Here is a 23701-nt window from a genome sequence, read left to right as displayed (position 1 = left end):
AATGGAGATTACTATGAAAAATAAACTAAAAGAATTTTGTAAATCTTTAGGGATAGAAGTAGGGATAGCCCCTGTAAAAGTTTATAAAGACTTAGAGAATATATTAAATGAAAGAATGAAGAAAGGTTACTATACAGGTCTTGAAGAAAAGGACATAAAAAAAAGAGTAGACCCAAAATTAACAATGGAAAATGCAAAATCTATAATAGTTTGTTTATTTCCTTATTTTATAGGACATAGGAAAGATAGCAATTTGTCTAAATATACCCATTCTATAGATTATCATATAATAGTAAATAATAAGCTTAGTGAAATTGCTAATTTTCTAAGTCAAAACATAGAAGGATTTGAGTATAAAACATTCGTAGATAATGGACCACTAGTGGATAGACACTTAGCTAATATATCTGGATTAGGATATTTTGGAATAAACAATAACATAATAAATGACAAATACGGGTCTTATGTATTTATAGGATATATGCTAAACAATTATGAGTTTGAAATAGATTTACCTTTAAATAAAACTTGCATAAAATGTGGTGAGTGTATAAAAAAATGTCCTGGAGGAGCTATTTTGGGTAACTTTGAAATAGATTTTAGTAGGTGTTTTGCATATATAACTCAGAAAAAGGGAGAACTTTCAGATTTCGAGAAAACTCTATTTGAAAAAAATAAGAGTATATTTGGGTGTGATATATGTCAGGATGTATGTTATCATAACACAAATATAAAAAGTACAGAAATTGATGAATTTAGGGAAAATATTATATCAAATTTAGACTATGAAGAAGTTGCAAATATGTCGAATAAAGAATTTAAGAGAGCTTACGGTAATAGGTCATTCAGCTGGAGAGGAAAAAATATAATAATTAGAAATCTAGAACTTGTAAAGAAAATTAGATAAAGAATTTTCTTTAATAAGTTCTTTTTTTTGTGCTAACAAATAAACATATTATACATAGTATGTATTAATAGGGAAGGAGGCGAAAATATGAAGTTTAAGACAACCGCAGAACTAGAGCCATTAGAAAAGATATTAGGTCAAGAGAAAGCCACAAATGCCATGGAGTTTGGATTAAATATAGATGATATTGGATATAACATATATATAAGTGGAGACATAGGCACAGGAAGAACATCATACGCTTTAGATATTCTCAAGAAATATGCAAAAAACAAAGATGGTCACTTGGATTGGTGTTATGTATATAATTTTGAGAATCCACTAGAGCCTACAGCCCTAAGCTTTGAGAAGGGGGTAGGAAGAAAATTTAAAAAAGATATAGATAAACTAATAGATGATCTTTTAAATGAATTTAATCAAGCCTCTAATAGTGAAAGATACGAGAAAGAAAGAAATCAGATACTGAACAATCATGAAATAAAAAAACAAGCATTAATTCAGCAAATTAAAGACTACGGCAAACAGAAAGGATTTAATTTTAAGAGCACACAAAATGGAATGGTATTTGTTCCTATAGATGAAAATATAGACTCTAATTCTCAGGAGTTTTTACAAGCAAAAATAGAGATAGAGAATATGACAATAGAGACCATATCAAAGATAAGAGAATTAGAAGAACAGGCAAAGCAGGAATTGATGGACTTAGAAGAACATATAGGAATATCTGTAGTAGATCCTTATATAAAGTCATTGCTTAGAAAATACGGAAAAAACCCTAAGGTAAAGAAATATTTACTAGATATGAGAGAAGATATATTAGATAATATATATATTTTTTATCTAGAAGAAGAAGAAATGCAAAATATAGATGAAAAAGAGTACTTTATTAAGTATAAAGTAAATTTGATTATAGATAATGGAAGAGATAGAAATGTTCAAAATGCTCCTGTTATACTAGAGCTTAATCCTATATATTCAAATTTATTCGGAAGAGTAGAATATGAAAATGACAAAGGAGTAATAAAAACAGATTTTACTAAAATAGTTCCTGGATCACTTCATAGAGCAAATGGAGGATACTTAGTATTATATGTAGATCAGCTCCTAAGAAGTCCATATTCTTGGGATATACTAAAACGAACTTTACAGTTTAAGACTATAAAAATAGATACAGCTACATCTATGAAACCAGAACCTATACCAGTTGACGTAAAAATAGTACTAATAGGAAGTCACTATCTTTATGATGTATTGTATTTCTATGATGAAGAATTTAATAAATATTTTAAAGTACTAGTAGATTTTGACACAGATATGGATAGAAACGAAGAAAATGAATTAGGAGTAGCTAAGTTTATATCATCTTATTGCAAAAAGGAGAATCTAAAGCATTTTACCTATGATGCGGTTCAGGTAGTATTAAAATATAGCTCAAGAATTTCACAAAGTAGAAAAAAACTTTCAACGAGATTTAATAAAATAAAGGAACTTATAATAGAATCAAATTTATTTGCAGATAGAAGAAATAGCGAACTTGTAGATAAAGAAGATGTAAAAAATGCTATATATGAAAAGATAAATAGAATAAATAAAATAGAGCAAAGACTTGATGAAATGTATAAAAGTAATAAGTTGTTAATTTCAGTTGAAGGTAAGAAAATAGGAGTTATAAATGGATTATCTGTTATAAATATGGGTGAATATTCATTTGGAAGACCTGCAGTTATAACGGTTACTAGTAGTCCAGGAAATAGAGGAATAATAAATATAGAAAGAGAAGTTAGGTTAAGTGGTTCTATACATGATAAAGGGGTATTAATATTAAGTGGATATTTATTAGAGAATTTCTCTAAGGAGGTTCCTGTATCTATTACAGCTAATATATGCTTTGAACAAAGTTACAGTGGAATAGATGGAGATAGCGCTTCAAGTGCAGAACTTTATGCTCTATTATCTTCATTAAGTCAGGTTCCTATAAAACAAAGTATAGCTGTAACAGGATCTGTAAATCAAAAAGGAGAAGTTCAGGTAGTTGGAGGAGTAACTGAAAAAGTAGAAGGATTTTATCAAATTTGTAAGTCTAAAGGGCTAACAGGAAATCAAGGAGTTATAATTCCTAAAAATAATATAGATAATTTAGTTTTAACAGATGAAATAGAGGATGCCATAAAACAAGGAATATTCAAAATTTATCCAGTTTCTAGGATAGAAGAAGCTATAGAAATATTGACAGATGTAACTTTTGAGGAAATCTGCGACAAAATAAATGATAGATTGAAAAAATTCTATGAAATGTCAAAATAGCTTAAGCTATTTTGGCATTGAATTTTGTTTTAAAACAAATGATGGGAGTGATATAATGATTATTGGAAGTTGTAAGATTGAACTTATGATATATGAAGTAAGTTCTCTGAAAGAAAAAAGACATGTTATAAAAAGTATTATAGAGAGATTAAAAGCTAGATATAATATTTCTATAGGAGAAGTTGGAATGAATGATAAGTGGCAAAGATCGCAAATAGGGTTTGTTTGTGTATCAAATTCTAGCAATCATGCAAATGAAGTTATTGATAAAGTGATAGATTTTATAGAAAATGATGGAAGAGTAGAAATAATAAATACAGAAATGGAAATACTTTAGGAGGAAAAAGATGGATATTAACGAATTACTAGATATACTCGAAAAAACATATCCAGATGCAAAATGTGAACTTCATTACACTACTCCATTTGAACTTTTGATTGCTACTATATTGTCTGCTCAATGTACTGATGTAAGAGTAAATAAAGTAACATCAAAACTTTTTGAGAAATATAATACTCCTAAAGATTTTGTGGAATTAGGTGAGGAAAGACTAGGGAATATTATAAAAAGTTGTGGTCTTTACAAAAGTAAGTCGAATAATATAATAAATACATCAAAGATTTTATTAAGTAGATATTTTGGTCAAGTTCCACAAACACTAGAGGAGTTAATTAACCTTCCTGGAGTAGGAAGAAAAACTGCTAATGTAGTTTTGAGTAATGCATACGGAGTAGATGCTATAGCTGTTGATACTCACGTATTTAGAGTATCTAACAGAATAGGAATTATTAGTAGCAAAAACCCTGAAGACACAGAGTTTAAACTTATGGAAGTTATTCCTAAAAAAAGATGGTCAAAGGCACATCATCTTTTTATATTTCATGGAAGAAGGACATGCAAATCTCAAAATCCAAACTGCATAGATTGTACTATAAAATGTTATTGCAAATATTTTAAAGAAAATAGGGGGAATTTTAATTGAAAAAGACTACAATATTGATAACATTATCAATAGTATTTGTATTACTTTCTGTAGGTATTTTATTTAGCTATTCATCAAAGAGTACAGATACAATATATGATAATGTATATATAGGAGACATCAATGTTCAAAACCTAACTAAAAGTGAAGCTATAGATTTAATAAATAAAGAGTATAAAGTTGGAAGTATTAAATTTGAATACGATGATCAAAGTTGGGAAATAGACTTAAATGAAATAGACTTTAAATACAAAGTACAAGAGGCGGTTGAGAGTGCATACAATGTAGGAAGAGATGAAGGCTACTTTAAGAATATGAGAAAAGTGATGCGTTTAAGACAAGGTAATATACATGTAATAAACCTTGAGAAAGAATATGATGAAGAAAAACTAGACAAAGTTTTAGATGATATACAAGATGAGCTTAATAAAGAGCCTAAGAATGCAACTATAAGAATTCAAGGTAACGAAATAAGTGTTACACAGGATGAAAGTGGATACGTTGTAGATATTGAAAAACTAAAAGAAGATATATTAAATGAACTAGAAAATAAGAAAGAACTTAAAGAGATTAAAATATCTATGGTAGAGAAAGAAGCAGAAATTAAATATGAATATCTAAGAAAAATAGATACATTATTAGGGGAGTACTCAACTCAGTTTAATTCTTCTGTAGCAGGAAGGACTGAGAATATAAGACTCTCATCTGAAAGAACAAGTGGAATTGTACTAAATCCAGGAGAAGAATTCTCTTTTAATAATGCAACAGGAAAAAGGGGACTATCAGAAGGCTTTAAGTTAGCGCCTGTTATAGTTCAAGGAGAAATGCAAGAAGGTGTTGGCGGAGGAGTATGCCAAGTATCTTCAACTATGTTCAATGCTGTAATGTATGCAGGACTTACTATAACAGATAGAAGAAGTCATTCAATACCATCTTCTTATGTAGATATAGGAAGAGATGCAACTGTCGTTTATGGAAGCATAGACTTTAAGTTTAAGAACAATTATCAAAATCCAATATATATATATAATATTGTAAGTGGAAATAGGATGATTTCTAGAATATATGGCAATAAGGCAGACAAAAAGAATATAACTATTACAAGTCAAGTTACTCAAACTATTCCAAAGCAAGTACAAACAAAGTATGATAGTAACCTAGAAGTTGGGAAAGAAAGAATAGAAGACCCAGGAAGAGATGGATATAGGGCAGAAACTTATAGAGTGTATCCAGATGGAAGAAGAGAATTAGTATCAAGAAGTGTTTATCAGCCAAGAACTATGATAATAGTTAAAGGAACTAAACAAGTGCCTAAAGTAGAAGAAAAACCAAAAAATGTATCTCAGGAAAAACCAAAAGAGGAAAAACCAAAAGAAGAGAAACCAAAGGAAGAAAAGCCTAAGGAAGAGGAAAAGCCAAAAGAAGAAGAGCCTAAAGAAGAAAAACCAGATAATACAGGTCAAGATAGTGCACAAAAAACAGATTAAAACTAAATAGTACTTTATCACCATATAATTTTGACATTGTAGGCTATGGGGTTTATTATAAAAATAGTAACATATCCCCATAGTCTATTTTTAAAGAGGTGAGAAACTTGAACAATGAACTATACGACAAGAAAATTAAATGCCCTGTATGTAACAATAATTTCAATACTAAGAAAGTTAGATCTTCAGCTATAAGAACTTTAAAGAGAGATTCTGACCTTTGCATTCATTATAAAACTGTTAATCCATACTTTTACGGAGTGTTTGTATGTCCAAAATGCGGATATGCTGCTACTGAAACTAAATTTACATTAATAAAAAAATCAGAAATCAGCATCATAAAGGAAAATATAATGCCAAAGTGGGAATATAAGGATTTTGGAAGTGAAAGAAGTTTAGATGATTCGATAAAGGCATATAAATTAGCACTTTATGAAGGGAATTTGTTAAATTGGGAGAAATCTTATATAGGTAATGTATGTTTGAAAATAGCATGGCTTTATAGATATAAAAATGATAAGGATATGGAAGATAAGTTTTTAAAACATGCTCTAGAATGCTTTGAGTATTCATTTTCTAAAGAATCATATGAAATGGAATCATACGTATTAGCATACTTAATAGGTGAGATAAATAGAAGACTACACAATTATAAAGAGGCAATTAATTGGTTTGGGATAGCTTTGAAAGACCCTGGTATAAAAAGAAATAGACAAATAGAAAATCTAACAAGAGATCAGTGGAGATTAGCATCAGAAGAATATAAGAGTAACAAAGGAGAAAATAATAGTGATATACTATTGTAGATTCGATACTAATATAGGGGAGATGTGCATAGCATCTAAAGGTGGAAAAGTTATTAAGTTATATTTATCTAATATTGATAATATAGAAGATGAGCTATCTAAGATTGATGAAATTACATATTCAAAACTTGAAAACGACAGCTTTGTAAGGCAAATAAGAGATTATGCATGTGGTAACTTAAGGAAATTTAATATAGATATTATACTAAATGGAACAGAATTTCAGAAAAAGGTGTGGAAAGCACTTATAGAAATACCGTATGGAGAAACTGCAACTTATAAAGAAATAGCCTACAAAATAGGTTGTGATAGAGGATATAGAGCAGTTGGAAATGCAAACAACAAAAATAGTATACCTATAATAATACCTTGCCATAGGGTTATAGGAAGTAATAACAATTTAGTTGGGTTTGCTGGTGGATTAGATATGAAAATTAAGCTTCTAGAGATAGAAGGAATATATATAAAGAAAAAATAAAGAGGATGATTGATTTGAGCAGAATAATTATGATTACAGGTGGTGCTAGAAGTGGTAAAAGCTCATTTGCAGAAAAACTGTGCAAAGAACAAAACTCTAAAGTAGCTTATATAGCCACATCAGTGCCATTTGATGAAGGAATGAAAGATAGAATTGAAAAACATAGAAAAATGAGGCCAAATAGCTGGACAACGTATGAAGTTTATAAAGATATATATAAATATATAAGTGATATAAGTACGTCACATGAAGTTGTTTTGCTTGATTGTATAACATTACTTATAAATAATCTTATGTTTGACTTTGATATAGATTGGGATAACTGCAAAGCTGATGAGGTTGATAGTATCGAGGAGTATATACAAAACCAAATTACTTTATTGATAGATGAAATAAGAAAAACAAATTTACAATTTGTATTTGTAAGTAATGAAATTGGTATGGGAGTAGTTCCAGCAAATAGACTGTCTAGGATATATACTGATATTGCTGGAAGAATAAATCAAAGGATTAGTAGCCTTAGTGATGAGGTATATTTTGTAGTAAGTGGAATACCTATAAAAATAAAGTAGTAGTAAGGGGTAATTATATTATGAGACGATTTCTTGGAATACTGCAGTTTTTAACTAGGATTCCTATTAGTGCAAATCTTGGTTTTGATGAAGAGTTTCATAAGGGAGTAGTATACTTTCCGTTTATTGGACTTATATTAGGAAGTCTATATCTTATTTTTACATATACAAGTATTAAAATATTTGGTTATTACATAGGAACAGTTGCATTTTTATTAAGTGAAGTTTTGTTAACAGGAGGACTTCACTTAGATGGACTTGGAGATACCTTTGACGGAATATATAGTTATAAAGATAAGGATAAAATACTAGAAATAATGAAAGATTCAAGACTTGGAACTAATGGCTTACTATCAATCCTATTTTTAATATTATTAAAAATAGGATTTGTATTTATGCTAATTAGTAGGGGAATATACTACCCTTTGATTGTATGTCCAATAGTAGGAAGATTATCTATATCATTTGCTTGTTACAAAACTAAAAGTCCTAGACCTTCTGGTATGGGAAATTCCTTTATAGGCAAAGTTGATTTAGGTCAGATTTCTAAATGTATATTTCAAACTATATTTTTTATGGTTGTTATAGGGTACATTTTCAAAAATGCATTTAGCTTAATTGTTATTAATATAATGTTTATACCTATACTTTGGATATTTGTAAAATTATATACAAAATATATAACTAGGATAATAGGTGGAATAACAGGAGATATATTAGGATCAATATGTGAAATATCTCAGCTTATATACTTTGTATTTATATGTCTGGAGGTAGGTGCATGGTAAGACTGATATTTGTACGACATGGAATAACTGAAGATAATGAGAATATGAGACTTTCAGGATTTATAGATAGCAAATTAAGTGAGGTAGGGAAAAGTCAGGTTATAAAGACTGCTATTAGATTAAAAGATGAAAATATTGATTATATATATTCAAGTCCATTGAGTAGAGCATTTCATACAGCTAAAGAGATATGTAAATATGCTAATGTTGATGTTAAGATATGTGAAGATTTTAGAGAGATGAACTTTGGTAAATTTGATGGACTTACATTCAACGAAATAAAGCAAAATTATGAAGATGACTTTAACAAACTAAAAGAGGACAGCTTTTCGTATAAATTTCCAAGTGGAGAAAGTCTACTTGAGTTTCATGATAGGGTATCAAAGGCGATAGATACAATAATATCAAAACACAAGAATAATACAGTTTTGATATCTGCTCATTCTGGAGTTATAAGATCAGCTATATCTCACATCTTATCTAGAAACCATGAGTACCACTGGAACTTTAAAATTGACAATTGCAGTATAACTATTGTGGAAGTTATAGATGGATTTGGTGTAATGCATACTTTAAATAATACTGAACATTTGAGGTGAAAAAGATGAAATACAAACTTATAGTAACTGACATGGATGGAACACTTTTAAATTCTAAAAATGAAGTTAGTGAAAAAAATAAACTTATGCTTAAGAAAGCTCAAGATATGGGAATAAAGGTGGCAATAGCTACAGGAAGGATATATACATCTGCTAGACATTATGCTAAGCTATTAGGAATAAAAACACCTATAATAGCTTGTAATGGTGCCATAATAAGAGAAAGTGATACTGGTAAGACAATTTATGAAAATATACTGAATGAAGAAGATTCAATTAAAATAATAGAGCTTTGTGAAAAACATGGAGTTTACTATCATTTTTATGATGATGAAGGATTTTATTGTAAGGAACTAGCGTATTCTTCACTATTATATAATGAATGGAATGAAGCACAGCCTGTTGAAAATAGAATCAATATAAAAGTGGTTGATGATAGTAAAAGTGTTATAAAAAATGGAGTAAATCCTTTAAAGTTTTTAATAATAGATGAAGATGCAGATAAATTGAACAATCTCAAGAAAGAACTTGAGCAAATACAAACTTTAGAGATAAGTAAATCTTGGCACAATAATATAGAAGTTATGAATAAAGGTGCATGTAAAGGTCTTGCTGTAAAGAGGCTATCTCAATATCTTAATATTAAACAAGATGAAATAATAGCATTAGGGGACAATTATAATGATTTAAGTATGATAGAATATGCAGGAGTTGGAGTAGCTATGGGCAATGCAGAGAAAATAGTAAAAGAAAAATCAAACTACATAACTACTTCTAACGATGAAGATGGGGTTGCTAATGCTTTACAAAATATATTAGATATAGTTTAGGGGGAAATATGAAGGAAGTATCAGTTAGAAAATGTGATGATTACTCTTATGAAAATGTTAAAGAATCATTTGAGAAGTTAATAAAAGATCTTGGAGGACTTGAAAACTACATAAAACCAGGAAGTAAAGTACTTATAAAAACGAATTTACTTATGAAAAAAAGGCCTGAAGAAGCTACTACGACTCACCCTATGGTTGTTAGAGTTCTAAGTGAGAAGCTGTTAGAAATGGGATGCGAAGTAATAGTTGGAGACAGCCCTGGAGGACCGTATACTCCTAAAGCTCTAAAAGCAATATATAAAGCAACTGGGATTGAAGATGCTCTAAAGGATACTAAAGCCACTCTAAATTACAATACCGAAGATGTAAACGTTAGAAATGAAAGTGGAAAAATAATCAAATCACTAACTGTTATAAAACCACTTTTGGAAGTGGACCATGTTATATCCTTATGTAAGTTAAAAACTCACGGCATGGCTCTTTTCACTGGTGGAGTTAAGAATTTATTTGGAGTTATACCAGGTATGTTAAAAGTTGAGTACCACTTTAAGATGCCAGATGTAAAAGATTTTACAGACATGCTTGTTGATATATGTGAGTATGTAAATCCAAGTTTGACAATAATGGATGGAATCATAGGAATGGAAGGAGAAGGACCATCAGCTGGGATTCCAAGAAAAGTAGGTGTATTAATTGGGTCTAAAAGCCCATATGCATTAGATGTTGTAGGCTGTAAAATAATAAACCTTGACCCTGCTAAAGTACCAACGATTCAAAGATCTATAGAAAGAGAACTTTTAAAAGATGATTTTTCTGATATAATACTAAAAGGTGAAAATTTAGATGACATAATAATAAAGGATTTTAAGGTCCCGAATATAAAAAGTATCAATTTCTTCAGAGGAAGAGTTCCACAGTTTATAGAAAGACCATTAAATTCACTTTTAAAGCCTAAGCCAATATTTATTGAATCAAAATGTGTGGGATGTAGAGAATGCGAGAAAGTATGTCCACCTAAAATAATAACAATGGAAAATAAAATTCCAAAGGCAGATTTAGATAAATGTATAAGGTGTTTTTGTTGTCATGAATTATGCCCTAAGAAAGCAGTTGAGATAAAAAGACCTCTAATATATAAAATATTTAAGTAAAGGAGGAGTAGTATGCCTTTGAATATTGTACTTGTAGAACCAGAAATACCCCAAAATACAGGAAATATAGTAAGAACATGTGCGGCAACAGGAAGTAGACTTCATTTAGTAAGACCATTAGGTTTTTCGGTTGAAGATAAATATCTAAAAAGAAGCGGACTGGATTATTGGAATTTAGTTGATATAACTTATTATGATAGTTTTGATGAGCTTAGAGAGAAATATAAAGATGGGCTTTTCTATTATGCAACTACCAAAGCTAAAAAAACTCACAGTGATGTAGAGTATAAAGATAATACCTTTATAGTGTTTGGAAAAGAAACAAAAGGTCTTCCAGAAAGCTTATTAAATGCGAATAAAGAGTATTGCATAAGAATACCTATGGTGGATATAGAAGCAGCTAGATCATTAAATTTAGCAAACTCTGTATCGATAGTTGTATACGAAGGGTTAAGGCAACTTAAATATCCTAATATGAGGTAGGTGGTACATATGGTAAGAATAGTTACAGATAGTGTTGCAGATTTACCAAAAGAGTATATAGAAAAATACGATATAACTGTAGTTCCTTTAGATGTAATAATAGAAGGAAAAACCTACAAGGATGGAATAGATATAAGTACAGATGTTATATATGAAAAGATAAAAAATGGTGTTTTACCTAAAACGTCTCAAGTTACTCCACATGATTTTGTTGAAGTTTTTGATAGATTATCAAAAGATGGAGATGAAGTTTTAGCAGTTTTAATTTCATCAAAGCTTAGTGGAACATATAATTCAGCACTTATGGCAAAGAATGAAATGAAAGATAGAAAAATAGAAGTTATAGATTCTAAATCAGTAACCTTAGGTCAAGGACTTTTAGTTATAGAGGCAGCTAAAATGGCTAAAGATGGAAAGTCTTTGGGTGAGATAAAAGAGAAAATAGAAGAAAAAGCAGAGAAAATTGAGCACTTAATAATATTTGATACATTAGAGTATGTATATAAAGGCGGAAGAATAAGCAAAGTTCAGTATATGTTATCTAATGTTTTGAATCTTAAAATTATTATGACTCTAAAAAATGGAGAATTAATTGTAAAAGATAAGGTAAGAGGAAGGAAAAAAGCAATTAAATGGATAATAGATTATATAAATAGTAACAATTTAGACTTAAATAATAAACTAGTAGGTATAAATCACGCAAATGATGAAGAATACCTTAAAGAGCTTAAAAGTGCATCAACTGAAAGATTTTCACCAAGTGAAACTGTGGTTTCTCACGTAGGATGTGCTGTTGCTACGTATTCAGGATTGAGTGCAGTTGGTATTTACTTTGAAAGGGAGGATTAATATGAGTATAAAAATAATAGCAGATAGTTTGTCTGACATTCCTGCACAATTAGTGCAAGAGTATGATATTGAAATTGTACCTCTTACAATTATATTTGAAGATGGTGAATATAAAGATAGAGTAGATTTATCTGTTGATGAATTTTATCAAAAGCTAACAACATCATCTACTTTACCTAGAACATCTCAGATTACTCCGGCTGAATTTGAAGCAGTATTTAGAAAATACCTAGATGAAGGAAGAGAAATACTATACATAGGAGCATCATCTAAAGCTTCAGGCACATATCAATCTTCAGTTATAGCTAGGAGTATGCTAGAAAGCGATAAAATACATACTTTTGATACTATGGCTTTATCTAGTGGGATAGGGATGTTAGTTATAGAAGCTGCTAAAATGGCTAAAGAGGGCAAAACTGTAAATGAAATATTGGAAAAGTTAGAAACTATGAAAGAAAAAATAGATCATATATTTACTGTGGATACTTTAGAGTACTTACAAAAAGGAGGTAGGCTATCAGCAACAAAAGCAGCAATAGGTACAATACTTAACATAAAACCTATACTTACTGTTGAGGATGGTCTTGTTAAGCCACTTGATCAAGTAAGAGGAAAGAAAAAAGTATTAGACAAAATGATTGATATAGCTAAGAAAAGAGGAGAAGATTTTACAGACAAAACTGTTATGATTTCCCATGCTAATAATATAGAAATTGCAGAAAAGCTTAAAGAAGTTGTTCAAAACGAACTTAACCCAAAAGAAATAATAATAGGAGAAATCGGAGCAGGAGTAGGGACACATGCAGGTCCGGGAACAGCTGCAATATTTTACTTAAGATAATAAAGACTGGGAAACCAGTCTTTTACTATAGGAGGAAAAGTTATGTCTAAAGTGTATTATACAGATTTACATTCACATTCTAAAAGTTCTAGCATACCAAATAAAATAAGAAAGATATTTGATGCTGGAAATTTTGGCAATATAATAAGTAAAGGTGATAATGTAGCTTTAAAACTTCATTTTGGAGAAAAGGGAAATACAACTTACGTTCATCCTGTATATGTAAGGCAAATAGTTGATAAAGTGAAAGAAGCTGGAGGAAAGCCATTTTTAACTGATACAAACACACTTTACTCAGGATCAAGAACAAATTCTGTGGATCATTTAATAACAGCTATTGAGAATGGTTTTTCATATTCTGTAGTTAATGCTCCAGTAATAATTGCTGATGGACTTTATAGCAAAAATGTAATAGAAGTTCCTATAAACAAAAAGCATTTTGATAAGGTGAAGATAGCAGGAGAGATATACAATTCATCATCTATGATTGTTATAAGTCACTTTAAGGGACATGGTATGGCTGGATTTGGAGGATGTATAAAAAATTTAGCCATGGGGTGTGCTACAGCATCAGGAAAGCAAATGCAGCATTCAGATGCTAAACCTACTGTATCAGTAGATACTTGTATTGGTTGTAGAAAGTGTGTAAAGGACTGTCCTGTATTTGCTATTAATATGGAGGATAATAAAGCTATCATAAATAAAGAGTTATGCTATGGATGTGGAGAGTGCATAACAAGATGCCCTGTTAGAGCTATAAGTATACAATGGGAAACAGACAATGATACATTCATAGAAAAAATGGGTGAGTACGCATATGGGTCTATTTTGAACAAGAAAGATAAAGTAGTTTATATAAACTTTGTTATGAATATTACACCTATGTGTGATTGTGTTCCTTGGTCAGGAAGACCTATAGCTGACGATATAGGGATATTAGCTTCAACAGATCCTGTTGCACTAGATAAAGCATGTTATGATTTAGTAGTAAAATCCTCAGGAAAAGATGTGTTTAAAGAGTTATATCCGAATATAAATAGTACTAACATATTTGAGTATTGTGAAGATATGGGAATGGGAAGTACAAAGTACGAATTAATAGAAATAAAGTAGAAAAATAGACGAAATTGTCGAAAAATTTAGAATGGAATGAATTGAATTATTTAAAAATCTCGATTATAATATAATTAAAAGAGGAATAGATTCCTGGAAGAAAGATATGGGAGAGAGCTTTAAGCCGCCGAAGGGACAAATCTTATTCTAGCCCATGGAATAAGGTGAAATTCTCAGGCAAAAGAACCATATCCGGACAGAACTCTGAATCAAACAGAGAAAGCATTGCTTGGGGTTGATGCTTCTCTGTTTTTTTATTACATAAACACTGATGTTATTTATTTAACGAAACTACACATTTCAAATTAAAAGGGGCTAGAGCAACTATGATTATATTAACTAATAATCCCTTGGTTAAAGAAAAACTTAGCGAAAAAGTGATTGTACAATATATAGACTGTGATTATATATCATTATTAACAAAATGTAGGGATTATATACACAAAGGATTTAAAATTTTAACACATCCTTTATCAGGAAGTATAAAACCAAATGAAACTCCGTACAAGTCTATAGCGATAAAAGAAGGAAGCCAACTAGATATGGATTCTCTTTTGTTGATAGAAAAGTCTATAGACACAGCAAACAAATTCAATAACAACTTTAAGACGCCTGATTGGAATCAAACTATACTTGATGATTTTCAAGTTGTAGATTTAGATTTGATAAAAAATGCTATTGAAAAAAGGATATAAAGGAGTGGGGAATGTGGAAAATTTATATGATTTAGTCATAATTGGTGCAGGGCCAGCTGGACTTGCAGCAGGATTATATGGTGCTAGAGCAAAAATGAAAACTATTATAATTGAAAAGGACAAAACAGGTGGTCAAATTGTTACAACTGAAGAAGTAGCTAACTATCCAGGATCAGTGCCTAATGCAACAGGGCCAAGTTTAATAGCTAGAATGGTTGAGCAATGCGATGAATTTGGATGCGAAAGAATAAAAGACGATATAGTTGAAGTGAATTTTGATGAAAAAATCAAAGTTATAAAAGGAACAAAGGGAGAGTATAAAGCAAAGGCTGTAATAATAGCAACAGGAGCTACTCCAAGAAAACTAGATGTTCCAGGCGAAAAAGAATTAACAGGAAAAGGTGTTTCTTACTGTGCTACTTGTGATGGAGACTTCTTTACTGACTTTGAAGTATTCGCAATAGGTGGAGGAGATACTGCAGTTGAAGAAGCTATGTTCTTAACTAAATTTGCAAGAAAAGTAACTGTAGTTCATAGAAGAGATATGTTAAGAGCAGCTAAGTCTATACAAGAAAAAGCTATGAAAAATCCTAAGATAGAATTTATATATGATACAGCAGTTAAGGAAATAAAAGGAGATGGAATTTTAGAGTCTATAGTATTTGAGAATCTAAAAACAGGAGAGGTTTGGGAACATTTTGCAGATGAAGAAGATGGAACTATGGGACTGTTTGTATTTGTTGGATACTTACCTCAAACTAATCTATTTAAAGGAAAGCTAGATATGAATTCTCATGGATATTTAATAACAGATGATAAGATGAGAACTAATGTAGAGGGAGTATTTGCTGCAGGAGACTGTAGAGATAAATTATTAAGACAGGTTGTTACTGCTACAGCTGATGGTGCAATAGCAGCTATAGGAGCAGAAAAATACATAGAAGAAAATTTTGAACACTAAAAAAGGAGGAGTTTAAAATGATAGCAGTTGATAAGGATACTTTTGAAAAAGAAGTTTTACAATCAGAAGGATATGTATTAGTTGATTATTGGAGTCAAGGTTGCGAACCTTGTAAAGCTTTAATGCCAGATGTTGAGGAATTAGCAAATGAGTATGGAGAAAAAGTTAAGTTTTGTAAGTTAGATACTACATCAGCAAGAAGACTTGCAATAAAAGAGAAGGTTTTAGGGCTTCCTACAATAGCTATATATAAAGATGGTAAGAAAATAGATGAAGTAACAAAAGAAGAAGCGAGCAAAGAAAATATAGAAAATATGCTTAAAAAGTATATTTAATATAAATAAAAATAAATTAATGGAGGTGACTGTATGCGTCTAGAGATAGGCAATATCTTTATTAAGGATGTACAATTTGGTTCTGAAACAAAAGTTGAGTCAAATGTACTGTATGTTAATAAAGAAGAATTAATCAAAGAATTAATGAATGATGAGCATATCAAGTCAGTTGATGTTGAGATAGCTCGTCCAGGGGAAAGTGTCAGAATAACACCAGTAAAGGATGTTATTGAGCCAAGAGTTAAGGTTGAAGGTCCTGGTGGAATATTCCCAGGGGTTTTAAGCAAGGTTGACACTGTAGGTCATGGAAGAACTCATGTACTTAAAGGAGCTGCTGTTGTTACAACTGGTAAAATAGTAGGATTCCAAGAAGGTATAATAGATATGACTGGACCTGGAGCTGAGTATACTCCTTTTTCTAAGTTATTTAACATAGTAGTTATAGCAGAGCCAGTTGATGGAGTAAATCAATACGAACATGAAAAAGCAGTAAGACTTGTAGGTTTTAAAGCAGCTAAATACTTAGGAGAAGTAGCTAAAACTTTAACTCCAGATGAAGTTAAAGTTTATGAAACTGAAACTGTTTTAGAAGGAATGAAAAAATACCCAGATCTTCCTAGAGTAGGATATGTTTATATGCTTCAAACACAAGGGTTACTTCATGATACTTATGTTTATGGAGTAGATGCAAAACAAATAGTTCCAACTATTCTTTACCCAACAGAAATGATGGATGGAGCTATAATCAGTGGAAACTGTGTATCAGCTTGTGATAAGAACCCTACATATGTTCATTTAAACAATTCTATAATAGAAGACTTATATGAAAAGCATGGAAAAGAAATAAATTTTGTTGGAGTTATAATAACTAATGAAAACGTTTATTTAGCTGATAAAGAAAGATCTTCTAATATGACAGCAAAACTTGCTAAATATTTAGGATTAGATGCAGTTATTATATCTCAAGAAGGATTTGGAAACCCAGATACAGATCTTATAATGAACTGCAAGAAGATAGAAATGGAAGAAATAAAAACGGTTATAGTTACTGATGAATATGCTGGTAGAGATGGGGCTTCTCAATCTTTAGCAGATGCAGATATAAGAGCTAATGCTGTTGTTACAGGTGGTAATGCTAATGAAGTTATAGTACTTCCTAAAATGGATAAAGTTATAGGTCATACTGATTATGTGGATACTATAGCAGGAGGATTTGCGGGAAGCCTTAGAGAAGATGGAAGTATAGAAGTTGAAATTCAGGCTATAACAGGAGCTACAAACGAAACAGGATTTGGATATTTAACAGCTAGAACATATTAATAAAATACAAATACAAAAAGTGAAAGGAATGGTGACTATGGGATTATTTGACGGAAAAAAAGTTATAATCATCGGAGATAGAGATGGAATTCCTGGTCCTGCTGTTGAGGAGTGTTTAAAAGCAACAGGAGCAGAAGTAATATTTTCAGCTACGGAATGTTTTGTCTGAACTGCTGCAGGAGCTATGGACCTAGAAAATCAACAAAGAGTTAAAGATGCTGTTGAAAAATACTCAGCAGAAAATATTGTTGTTATTTTAGGTGCCGCTGAAGCTGAAGCTGCTGGTCTAGCAGCCGAAACTGTAACTGCAGGAGATCCAACTTTTGCAGGTCCACTTGCTGGTGTAGAACTTGGACTTAGAGTTTATCACGCTGTTGAAAATGAATTCAAGAGTAATGTAGATGAAGCTGTATATGATGAGCAAATAGGAATGATGGAAATGGTATTAGATGTTGATGCTATAGCGTCTGAGATGAGTAGTATAAGAGAACAGTTCTGCAAATTCAATGACTAATGAAGGTATGAAAGGAGGGGGAAAGATGGAAAAATTAAGAGTTGTTCACTATGTAAACCAATTCTTCGCAGGAATAGGTGGAGAAGAAAAAGCTGATACAAAGCCTATGATAATGGAAAATATGCCACCTATAAGTCAAAATTTAAATAAGCTTCTAGGAGAAGAAGCAGAAGTTGTTGCTACTATAGTATGTGGAGATTCATACTTTAATGAAAATTTAGAGACTGCTAAAAAAGAAGTTTTAGATATGGTAAAAGGATTTAGTCCTGATTTATTTATAGCTGGTCCTGCATTTAATGCTGGTAGATACGGTGTTGCAGCAGGAACTATAACTAAAGAGGTTAAGGATACACTAAATATACCTGCTCTTACTGCTATGTATATCGAAAATCCAGGGGCAGATATGTTTAAGAAAGATCTTTATATAATTTCAACAGCAGATTCTGCTGCTGGAATGAGAAGTGCACTTCCAGCTTTAGCTAAGTTCTCACTAAAACTTGCTAAAGGAGAAAACATAGGATCTCCAAAAGAAGAAGGATATATTGAAAGAGGAGTAAGAGTAAACTACTTCTCTGATGTTAGAGGGTCAAAAAGAGCTGTTGAAATGTTAATGAAGAAAATTAAAGGGGAAGATTTTGAAACAGAATATCCTATGCCGGATTTTGATAGAGTAGATCCAAATCCAGCTATCAAGGACTTATCTAAGGCTAAGATTGCTTTAGTAACTTCTGGTGGTATAGTTCCAAAAACAAATCCAGATAGAATAGAATCATCTTCTGCTTCTAAATATGGAAAATATGATATAGCAGAATTTGAGTTCTTAACTAAAGACTCTCATGAAACGGCTCATGGTGGATACGATCCAACATATGCAAACAATAATCCAAATAGAGTATTGCCAGTAGACGTTTTAAGAGACTTAGAAAAAGAAGGAGTAATAGGTCAGCTTCATAGATACTTCTATACAACTGTAGGAAACGGTACTTCAGTTGGAAATTCTAAACAATTTGCTGCAGAATTTTCTAAGGAGCTTTTAGCAGATGGTGTTGATGCAGTTATTTTAACATCTACATGAGGTACTTGTACTCGTTGCGGTGCAACGATGGTAAAAGAAATAGAAAGAGCAGGAATACCTGTAGTTCATATTTGTACAGTAGTTCCTATATCTTTAACAGTTGGAGCTAACAGAATAGTTCCTGCGGTTGCTATACCTCATCCATTAGGAAATCCTTCTTTAGAGTCAGATGAGGAAAAAGGATTAAGAAGAAAACTAGTAGAGAAATGCTTGAAAGCGTTAACTACAGAAGTTGATGGTCAAACTGTATTTGAAGACTAAATGAATAGATGGGCTCTAGGCCCATCTATTTTAAAATAATTCTATTAATTTGTGGAGGTGCTTAATTATGTCTTTTGCTGTTGCTAAGGGTAGTAGTTATATATTAGTTCATACTCCAGATATGATATTACATAGCGGAACAACATGTGCAGTTGAAAAGAAGACAAATCCAGATTCAGACTTCTTAAAGGAAGTTAATAATAACTTAAGAAGCTACGAAGATGTTGTTTCTTACCCGCCAAATCAAGTTTACATAGGCAACTTAAGGCCAGAAGATCTTAGAAACTATGAAATGCCTTGGTATAATAAAAAAGCTGATCAAAAAAGAGATGGTAGATTCGGAGAAATAATGCCTCAAGACGAATTTATAGGACTTATGAAGATATCTGATGCATTTGATTTAGTTAAATTAACTAAAGAATTTGCAAATGAAGTTAAAGAGAAATTATCAAATCACCCGCTTATAAATGAAACTGATTTAAACAAAATAAAAGATGGGGAAGATATAGAAAGTATAGAGAAAATGATAAATGAGCAACATGCAGAGCCATTATATCACTCTCAGAAAATAGTTGGATGCGTAAAAAGAGCACATGAAATAGATGTGAATCTTAATGCACACGTTATATTTGAAAACTTAGTAGTTAAGGCTTCTGGAGTTTTAGCTGTTAAGCATTTGATTGCTAAGAATAATATAGATCCACTTTCTATAGATTATGTTATAGAGTGTTCTGAAGAAGCTTGTGGAGATATGAATCAAAGAGGTGGAGGAAACTTCGCTAAAGCAATAGCAGAAACTATAGGGCTTAATAATGCGACAGGATCTGATACTAGAGGGTTCTGTGCTGGACCTGCTCACGCTCTTGTAAAGGCATCTGCATTAGTTAAAGCAGGAGTATATGAGAATGTAATAGTAGTAGGTGGTGGAGCTACTGCAAAACTTGGAATGAATGCTAAAGATCATATGAAAAAAGGCATGCCAATACTTGAAGATGTATTAGGCGGATTTGCTGTGCTTGTTACCAAAAACGATGGAGTAAGCCCAATTATTAGAACTGACTTAGTAGGAAGACATACTGTAGGCACAGGATCTTCTCCTCAAGCAGTTATAACATCATTAATAACAACGCCACTTGATAAAAGCGGACTTAAAATTACTGATATAGATGTATATTCAGTTGAAATGCAAAACCCTGATGTTACAAAGCCAGCAGGTGCAGGAGATGTTCCAGAGGCTAACTACAAAATGATAGCAGCTCTTGGAGTGAAAAGAGGAGAACTTCAAAGAAGTGACCTGGCAGGTTTTGTTGAAAAACATGGTCTTCCAGGATGGGCACCAACACAAGGACATATACCATCTGGAGTTCCTTATATAGGATTTGCTATAGATGATTTAACAAAAGGAAGTGCAAATAGAGCTATGATAGTTGGTAAGGGAAGTTTATTCTTAGCTCGTATGACTAACTTATTTGATGGAGTATCTTTCGTTATGGAAAGAAACAGTGGAAATATAAAAGAAGAAAATAATATTTCTGAAGATGAAGTGAAGAAGATGATTGCGGAGGCTATGAAAAAATTAGCGTCACACTTATTATCAGAATAGGGGTGAAAGATATGGCTCAAAATAAAGAACTAAAAAATATATTGTCAAATGCTTTACTTGAAATAGCAGACTCTATTGAAAGTGGAAATTTCGGAAAAAGAATAAAAATAGGTCTTACAACTTTAGGTAGTGAGCATGGAGTAGAAAACTTAGTTAAAGGAGCACACATAGCTAAAAGCATGTCTTCACAATATGATATAGTACTTATAGGACCTAAGGTGGATACTGATTTAGAATTGATAGAAGTGAACACTGAAGAAGAAATGCACAAAAAAATGGAAGAATTACTAGATAGCGGATATATAAGTGCTTGTGTTACTATGCACTATAATTTCCCAATAGGTGTTTCTACTGTCGGTAGAGTAGTAACTCCTGGAAAAGGAAGAGAAATGATTATAGCTACAACTACTGGAACATCTTCTGCACATAGAACAGAAGCTATGGTAAAAAATGCACTTTACGGAATAGTTACTGCAAAATCTATAGGAATAAAAAATCCAACTGTTGGAATATTAAATTTAGATGGTGCAAGACAAGTTGAAAAAGCACTAAAAGAGCTAAAGCAAAATGGATATGATATTAACTTTACGGAGTCTATGAGATCTGACGGTGGATGTGTAATGAGAGGAAATGACCTTTTAACAGGTACTCCAGATGTTATGGTTACAGATACACTTACAGGAAACCTACTTATGAAAATATTTTCATCATACAGCACTGGTGGAGATTATGAAGCATTAGGATATGGATATGGTCCTGGAGTTGGATTTGATTACGATAGAAATATATTAATACTTTCAAGAGCATCAGGATCTCCAGTAGTTGCAAATGCTATAAAATATGCGTTTGATATATCAAATGGTAATATAAATAAAATAGCTAAAGAAGAATTTAGCAAAGCTAAAAATGCAAAATTAGATGATATACTAAAATCTTTAACAAAAGAAACAAAGAAAGAAACAAATTCAGAAGAAATTAAAGTACCAGAAAAAGAAATAGTAACAGCCTCTATATCTGGTATAGATATAATGGATCTAGAAGATGCAGTAAGAGCTTTATGGAAAAATAATATATATGCAGAAAGTGGAATGGGATGTACAGGTCCTATAGTATTAGTAAGTGAATCTAAATATGATCAGTCTATACAAGTTTTAAATAAAGAAGGATATGCGTGTGAAGGAAATTCACATTGTTAAAAATAGTCCATGAATGGACTATTTTTTTATAACACATAGGAAATTATGTACTTTAATAAATTGTGGATAACTAAAGAAAGACTTTTTTACATATAAGAATTATAAAGTGGTTATTATAATATATGAATTTGATTATATGAGAAAATTAAAAAATTTTTTAAAAAAATCTAAAAAAAAAGAGGATTACGAAAAATTATGTAGAACCTTAAGTTACAGTCGCAAAACTTAACCATAATTTAACTAAAGAACAGGAGGATGCAAAGTGAATAAGAAATTAGTATCAATGTTTCTTGCTGGAGCTGTATTTTTAGGTACACTTACAGGTTGTACTCAGCCAGCAAATGAAGGAAAGCAAGGTGGACAAGAGGCAGTAAAAGTAGGTATGGTAACAGATGTCGGAGGAGTAAACGACCAATCTTTTAACCAATCTGCATGGGAAGGACTTCAAAAAGGAGAAAAAGACTACGGAATAAGAATTTCGTATCAAGAATCTAATCAAGAAGCTGACTATGCTCCAAACATAGAAATACTAGTAGATCAGAATACTGATTTAATATGGGGCGTAGGATTTAAAATGGGAAAAGCTATTGAAGAAGCGGCTGAAAACTATCCAGATTTCAAGTTTGGTATAATAGACTACGCGTATGAGAAGACTCCAGAAAATGTAGTTGGTGTTGTATTTAAGGAAGAAGAAGCGTCTTACTTAGTTGGTTTAATTGCAGGAAAAATGACACAAACTAATAGAGTAGGGTTTATAGGTGGTATGGATGTACCAGTTATTCAAAAATTCCAATATGGATTTATGGCAGGAGTAAAGAAAGCTAATCCTGATGCTATTGTTGATGTTCAATATGCAAACGCATTCAATGACCCAGCAAGAGGAAAGGCTATAGCAAGACAAATGTATCAACGTGGAGCAGATATAATATTCCATGCTGCTGGAGATACTGGAACAGGTATGATAGAAGCAGCTAGAGAAGAAGGAAAGTTTGCTATAGGAGTTGACAGAGACCAAAATGATTTAGCACCAGAGAATGTAATAACTTCAGCTATGAAGAGAGTTGACAATGCTATATATGAAGTAAGCAAACGTTTAGCAGACGGAAACTTCCCAGGTGGAACAACTATAGTTTATGGATTAAAAGAAGGTGGAGTTGATATAGCTCCTACAACTAGCAAAAACGTTCCACAAGAGATATTAGACTTTGTTGAAGCGCAAAAGCAAGAAATAATAGATGGAAAATTCACAGTTCCATCAACAGAAGCAGAATTAAACGCTATGAAGTAACAAAAAAAGCTTAGGGCTTAGCTCTAAGCTTTATTTTTTCAATATGAATATTATGCTTAATAAAATTACAAAATAATAGCTGTAAGTAACAAACTATAGGCTTGATATAAAGAAAAAATAGTCGGCAAAATGGAGAAAAATTCGACATTTTCCACTATTTGTTGTATTCAGAAAAATGTTTTAGTATAATTTAAATTATATTTAAAACTGATGAGGAGGAATAGGCTTTGAGTAATGTGAGTAATAATATAGATTTCAACCA

At 31.4% G+C, this 23701-nt stretch carries 25 protein-coding genes and 1 riboswitch; all 25 genes read left to right on the top strand.

What is annotated here, in order from left to right; all coding sequences use genetic code 11:
* The first annotated feature begins 13 nt into the window (after nucleotides 1-13).
* The 25 genes from queG (at nucleotide 14) to CLOTH_RS04700 (ending at nucleotide 23439) form a co-directional block, all read left to right on the top strand.
* Complete coding sequence (gene queG / locus CLOTH_RS04820) at nucleotides 14-907, top strand: tRNA epoxyqueuosine(34) reductase QueG (RefSeq protein WP_079411750.1); 894 nt, start codon at nucleotides 14-16, stop codon at nucleotides 905-907.
* 87 nt (nucleotides 908-994) lie between these two features.
* Entirely contained in the window at nucleotides 995-3211 is a 2217-nt protein-coding gene (locus CLOTH_RS04815) for a Lon protease family protein (protein WP_079411748.1), read from the top strand.
* Between the two features lie 55 nt (nucleotides 3212-3266).
* Entirely contained in the window at nucleotides 3267-3548 is a 282-nt protein-coding gene (locus CLOTH_RS04810) for a DUF503 domain-containing protein (protein ID WP_079411746.1), read from the top strand.
* 10 nt (nucleotides 3549-3558) lie between these two features.
* Nucleotides 3559-4194 (top strand): endonuclease III, encoded by a 636-nt coding sequence (gene nth, locus CLOTH_RS04805; protein WP_079411745.1) that lies wholly within the window; start codon nucleotides 3559-3561, stop codon nucleotides 4192-4194.
* A complete protein-coding gene (locus tag CLOTH_RS04800) occupies nucleotides 4191-5681 on the top strand; it encodes a VanW family protein (protein WP_079411743.1) in 1491 nt (496 codons plus the stop codon). Before nth ends, CLOTH_RS04800 begins: the two co-directional genes overlap by 4 nt.
* A 107-nt stretch (nucleotides 5682-5788) precedes the next feature.
* Complete coding sequence (locus CLOTH_RS04795) at nucleotides 5789-6487, top strand: DUF2225 domain-containing protein (RefSeq protein WP_158080465.1); 699 nt, start codon at nucleotides 5789-5791, stop codon at nucleotides 6485-6487.
* Nucleotides 6471-6965, top strand: a complete 495-nt coding sequence (locus CLOTH_RS04790; RefSeq protein ID WP_331722013.1) for a methylated-DNA--[protein]-cysteine S-methyltransferase — start codon at nucleotides 6471-6473, stop codon at nucleotides 6963-6965. The genes CLOTH_RS04795 and CLOTH_RS04790 overlap by 17 nt, the downstream gene beginning before the upstream one ends.
* Before the next feature lie 14 nt (nucleotides 6966-6979).
* Nucleotides 6980-7537: a bifunctional adenosylcobinamide kinase/adenosylcobinamide-phosphate guanylyltransferase gene (gene cobU, locus CLOTH_RS04785; RefSeq protein ID WP_079411739.1), complete on the top strand. Its 558-nt coding sequence runs from the start codon at nucleotides 6980-6982 to the stop codon at nucleotides 7535-7537.
* Nucleotides 7538-7557: 20 nt separating this feature from the next.
* Nucleotides 7558-8325 (top strand): adenosylcobinamide-GDP ribazoletransferase, encoded by a 768-nt coding sequence (gene cobS, locus CLOTH_RS04780; RefSeq protein ID WP_079411737.1) that lies wholly within the window; start codon nucleotides 7558-7560, stop codon nucleotides 8323-8325.
* Nucleotides 8319-8924 (top strand): histidine phosphatase family protein, encoded by a 606-nt coding sequence (locus CLOTH_RS04775; protein WP_158080464.1) that lies wholly within the window; start codon nucleotides 8319-8321, stop codon nucleotides 8922-8924. Before cobS ends, CLOTH_RS04775 begins: the two co-directional genes overlap by 7 nt.
* 5 nt (nucleotides 8925-8929) lie before the next feature.
* Nucleotides 8930-9754 carry a Cof-type HAD-IIB family hydrolase gene (locus CLOTH_RS04770; RefSeq protein ID WP_079411733.1) on the top strand — a complete coding sequence of 275 codons (825 nt, stop codon included), beginning with the start codon at nucleotides 8930-8932 and terminating at the stop codon, nucleotides 9752-9754.
* Nucleotides 9755-9762: 8 nt separating this feature from the next.
* Nucleotides 9763-10905 (top strand): DUF362 domain-containing protein, encoded by a 1143-nt coding sequence (locus CLOTH_RS04765; protein WP_079411731.1) that lies wholly within the window; start codon nucleotides 9763-9765, stop codon nucleotides 10903-10905.
* A 12-nt stretch (nucleotides 10906-10917) separates the two neighbouring features.
* Nucleotides 10918-11388 carry a tRNA (uridine(34)/cytosine(34)/5-carboxymethylaminomethyluridine(34)-2'-O)-methyltransferase TrmL gene (gene trmL, locus CLOTH_RS04760; protein ID WP_079411730.1) on the top strand — a complete coding sequence of 157 codons (471 nt, stop codon included), beginning with the start codon at nucleotides 10918-10920 and terminating at the stop codon, nucleotides 11386-11388.
* Nucleotides 11389-11397: 9 nt separating this feature from the next.
* Nucleotides 11398-12237: a DegV family protein gene (locus tag CLOTH_RS04755; protein ID WP_079411728.1), complete on the top strand. Its 840-nt coding sequence runs from the start codon at nucleotides 11398-11400 to the stop codon at nucleotides 12235-12237.
* A gap of 1 nt (nucleotide 12238) precedes the next feature.
* Nucleotides 12239-13078, top strand: coding sequence for a DegV family protein (locus tag CLOTH_RS04750; protein WP_079411726.1), 840 nt, complete (start codon nucleotides 12239-12241; stop codon nucleotides 13076-13078).
* A gap of 42 nt (nucleotides 13079-13120) precedes the next feature.
* Nucleotides 13121-14191: a DUF362 domain-containing protein gene (locus tag CLOTH_RS04745; protein WP_079411724.1), complete on the top strand. Its 1071-nt coding sequence runs from the start codon at nucleotides 13121-13123 to the stop codon at nucleotides 14189-14191.
* A gap of 97 nt (nucleotides 14192-14288) precedes the next feature.
* Nucleotides 14289-14390, top strand: a riboswitch (glycine riboswitch).
* 127 nt (nucleotides 14391-14517) lie between these two features.
* Nucleotides 14518-14886, top strand: a complete 369-nt coding sequence (locus CLOTH_RS04740) for a GrdX family protein (protein WP_079411722.1) — start codon at nucleotides 14518-14520, stop codon at nucleotides 14884-14886.
* Nucleotides 14887-14899: 13 nt separating this feature from the next.
* Nucleotides 14900-15847: a thioredoxin-disulfide reductase gene (gene trxB / locus CLOTH_RS04735; RefSeq protein ID WP_079411721.1), complete on the top strand. Its 948-nt coding sequence runs from the start codon at nucleotides 14900-14902 to the stop codon at nucleotides 15845-15847.
* Between the two features lie 17 nt (nucleotides 15848-15864).
* A complete protein-coding gene (gene trxA / locus CLOTH_RS04730; RefSeq protein ID WP_079411719.1) occupies nucleotides 15865-16182 on the top strand; it encodes a thioredoxin TrxA in 318 nt (105 codons plus the stop codon).
* A 33-nt stretch (nucleotides 16183-16215) separates the two neighbouring features.
* Nucleotides 16216-17502, top strand: a complete 1287-nt coding sequence (locus CLOTH_RS04725; protein ID WP_079411718.1) for a glycine/sarcosine/betaine reductase component B subunit — start codon at nucleotides 16216-16218, stop codon at nucleotides 17500-17502.
* A 37-nt stretch (nucleotides 17503-17539) separates the two neighbouring features.
* Complete coding sequence (gene grdA, locus CLOTH_RS04720) at nucleotides 17540-18016, top strand: glycine/sarcosine/betaine reductase complex selenoprotein A (RefSeq protein WP_079411716.1); 477 nt, start codon at nucleotides 17540-17542, stop codon at nucleotides 18014-18016.
* A 25-nt stretch (nucleotides 18017-18041) separates the two neighbouring features.
* Nucleotides 18042-19352: a glycine reductase complex selenoprotein B gene (gene grdB / locus CLOTH_RS04715; protein WP_079411714.1), complete on the top strand. Its 1311-nt coding sequence runs from the start codon at nucleotides 18042-18044 to the stop codon at nucleotides 19350-19352.
* A 67-nt stretch (nucleotides 19353-19419) separates the two neighbouring features.
* Nucleotides 19420-20955 (top strand): glycine/sarcosine/betaine reductase complex component C subunit beta, encoded by a 1536-nt coding sequence (gene grdC / locus CLOTH_RS04710; RefSeq protein ID WP_079411712.1) that lies wholly within the window; start codon nucleotides 19420-19422, stop codon nucleotides 20953-20955.
* Between the two features lie 11 nt (nucleotides 20956-20966).
* On the top strand, nucleotides 20967-22151 hold the full coding sequence (grdD, locus tag CLOTH_RS04705; protein WP_079411710.1) for a glycine/sarcosine/betaine reductase complex component C subunit alpha: 1185 nt from the start codon (nucleotides 20967-20969) through the stop codon (nucleotides 22149-22151).
* A 262-nt stretch (nucleotides 22152-22413) separates the two neighbouring features.
* Nucleotides 22414-23439, top strand: a complete 1026-nt coding sequence (locus tag CLOTH_RS04700; RefSeq protein ID WP_079411708.1) for a BMP family lipoprotein — start codon at nucleotides 22414-22416, stop codon at nucleotides 23437-23439.
* Nucleotides 23440-23701: the final 262 nt, after the last annotated feature.

This window comes from Alkalithermobacter paradoxus (assembly GCA_002029295.1).
Lineage (GTDB): Bacteria > Bacillota > Clostridia > Peptostreptococcales > Peptostreptococcaceae > Alkalithermobacter > Alkalithermobacter paradoxus.
The sequence above is the reverse complement of the archived record's forward strand: the minus strand, read 5'-3'. Positions and strand labels throughout refer to the sequence as shown.

Coding starts and splice junctions, on each gene's coding strand:
- cobS (WP_079411737.1), top strand. CDS start 7,558: ATGAGACGATTTCTTGGAATACTGCAGTTTTTAACTAGGATTCCTATT.
- CLOTH_RS04740 (WP_079411722.1), top strand. CDS start 14,518: ATGATTATATTAACTAATAATCCCTTGGTTAAAGAAAAACTTAGCGAA.
- CLOTH_RS04745 (WP_079411724.1), top strand. CDS start 13,121: ATGTCTAAAGTGTATTATACAGATTTACATTCACATTCTAAAAGTTCT.
- CLOTH_RS04765 (WP_079411731.1), top strand. CDS start 9,763: ATGAAGGAAGTATCAGTTAGAAAATGTGATGATTACTCTTATGAAAAT.
- queG (WP_079411750.1), top strand. CDS start 14: ATGAAAAATAAACTAAAAGAATTTTGTAAATCTTTAGGGATAGAAGTA.
- nth (WP_079411745.1), top strand. CDS start 3,559: ATGGATATTAACGAATTACTAGATATACTCGAAAAAACATATCCAGAT.
- trxA (WP_079411719.1), top strand. CDS start 15,865: ATGATAGCAGTTGATAAGGATACTTTTGAAAAAGAAGTTTTACAATCA.
- CLOTH_RS04775 (WP_158080464.1), top strand. CDS start 8,319: ATGGTAAGACTGATATTTGTACGACATGGAATAACTGAAGATAATGAG.
- grdD (WP_079411710.1), top strand. CDS start 20,967: ATGGCTCAAAATAAAGAACTAAAAAATATATTGTCAAATGCTTTACTT.
- CLOTH_RS04770 (WP_079411733.1), top strand. CDS start 8,930: ATGAAATACAAACTTATAGTAACTGACATGGATGGAACACTTTTAAAT.
- CLOTH_RS04810 (WP_079411746.1), top strand. CDS start 3,267: ATGATTATTGGAAGTTGTAAGATTGAACTTATGATATATGAAGTAAGT.
- CLOTH_RS04750 (WP_079411726.1), top strand. CDS start 12,239: ATGAGTATAAAAATAATAGCAGATAGTTTGTCTGACATTCCTGCACAA.
- CLOTH_RS04815 (WP_079411748.1), top strand. CDS start 995: ATGAAGTTTAAGACAACCGCAGAACTAGAGCCATTAGAAAAGATATTA.
- grdC (WP_079411712.1), top strand. CDS start 19,420: ATGTCTTTTGCTGTTGCTAAGGGTAGTAGTTATATATTAGTTCATACT.
- CLOTH_RS04755 (WP_079411728.1), top strand. CDS start 11,398: ATGGTAAGAATAGTTACAGATAGTGTTGCAGATTTACCAAAAGAGTAT.
- CLOTH_RS04725 (WP_079411718.1), top strand. CDS start 16,216: ATGCGTCTAGAGATAGGCAATATCTTTATTAAGGATGTACAATTTGGT.
- trmL (WP_079411730.1), top strand. CDS start 10,918: ATGCCTTTGAATATTGTACTTGTAGAACCAGAAATACCCCAAAATACA.